Origin of the sequence: Pseudomonas sp. Nvir (genome assembly GCF_963778085.1) — a bacterium.
Classification (GTDB): domain Bacteria; phylum Pseudomonadota; class Gammaproteobacteria; order Pseudomonadales; family Pseudomonadaceae; genus Aquipseudomonas; species Aquipseudomonas juntendi.
Genome location: NZ_CAVZVN010000014.1, coordinates 1 through 1,686, shown reverse-complemented (window position 1 = coordinate 1,686; position 1,686 = coordinate 1). Strand labels below are relative to the sequence as shown.

The window sequence follows — 1,686 nt, the reverse complement described above, 5'->3', positions numbered from 1 at the left end:
GAGTAAACAAGCAACCCGTTTTCGCGATGTTGAAATAAGAGCCCCGCGAGGCACTAAGCTGAACGCAAAAAGTTGGTTCACAGAGGCGCCGCTGCGCATGCTGATGAACAACCTGGATCCTGATGTAGCCGAAAATCCAAAAGAGCTGGTGGTGTACGGCGGTATTGGCCGGGCGGCCCGTAACTGGGAATGCTACGACAAGATCGTGGAGACGCTGAAGCAGCTCAATGATGATGAAACGCTGCTGATCCAGTCCGGCAAACCGGTGGGGGTTTTCAAAACCCACGACAACGCCCCGCGGGTGCTGATCGCCAACTCCAACCTCGTACCGCATTGGGCAAACTGGGAGCACTTCAACGAGCTTGATGCACAAGGTCTGGCGATGTACGGGCAAATGACGGCCGGCTCATGGATCTACATCGGCAGCCAGGGCATTGTTCAGGGCACTTACGAAACGTTTGTGGAAGCCGGGCGCCAGCACTATAACGGTAGCCTGCGCGGACGCTGGGTGCTGACTGCGGGCCTGGGGGGGATGGGCGGCGCTCAGCCGCTGGCCGCAACCCTGGCGGGAGCCTGTTCGCTGAATATTGAATGCCAGCAGTCGCGTATCGACTTCCGTCTGCGTACCCGCTATGTCGATGAGCAGGCCAGCGATCTGGATGACGCCCTGGCCCGCATCGCCCGCTATACCGCAAAAGGAGAAGCGGTATCCATCGCGCTGCATGGCAACGCGGCGGAAATTTTACCGGAGCTGGTAAGACGCGGCGTGCGCCCGGATATGGTGACCGACCAGACCAGCGCACACGATCCTCTCAACGGTTATCTGCCGCTGGGCATGAGCTGGGAAGACTACCGCGCTCGCGCGCAGTCCCACCCGGTGGAGACGATCAACGCGGCGAAATCCTCAATGGCCGAACACGTTAAAGCCATGCTCGCCTTCAGGCAGCAGGGCATTCCTACCTTCGATTACGGCAACAACATCCGCCAGATGGCGAAAGAGATGGGGGTGGAAAACGCTTTTGACTTCCCAGGCTTTGTTCCCGCCTATATTCGTCCGCTGTTCTGCCGGGGGATTGGCCCATTCCGCTGGGCGGCGCTTTCCGGCGATCCGCAGGATATCTACCGTACCGACGCGAAAGTTAAAGCGCTGATACCCGATGACGAACACCTCCACCACTGGCTGGATATGGCCAGAGAGCGCATCAGCTTCCAGGGGCTGCCGGCGCGGATCTGCTGGGTCGGCCTGGGACAGCGCGCCCGGCTGGGCCTGGCGTTTAACGAAATGGTCCGCAGCGGCGAGCTGTCGGCACCGATCGTGATCGGCCGCGATCATCTTGACTCCGGCTCCGTTGCCAGCCCTAACCGCGAAACGGAAGCGATGCAGGACGGCTCAGACGCGGTGTCCGACTGGCCGTTGCTGAACGCGCTGCTGAATACCGCCAGTGGCGCGACCTGGGTTTCCCTGCACCATGGCGGCGGCGTAGGGATGGGCTTCTCCCAGCACTCCGGCGTCGTCATTGTATGCGACGGCAGCGATGAAGCGGCGGAGCGCATCGCCCGGGTACTGAGCAACGACCCGGCCACCGGTGTGATGCGCCATGCGGATGCGGGTTATGACATCGCGATTGAATGCGCCAGAGAGCAAGGACTCAACTTGCCAATGATTGCGGACTAATTTCTCCGGCG

The 1,686-nt window shown here is 60.8% G+C and carries 1 protein-coding gene; it reads left to right on the top strand.

Features of this window, described 5'->3' with window-relative positions; translation table 11 throughout:
* A partial coding sequence (hutU, locus tag AACG97_RS00145) for a urocanate hydratase (protein ID WP_338463218.1) occupies nt 1-1,675 on the top strand: 1,675 nt, incomplete at its 5' end.
* Nucleotides 1,676-1,686 lie beyond the last annotated feature (11 nt).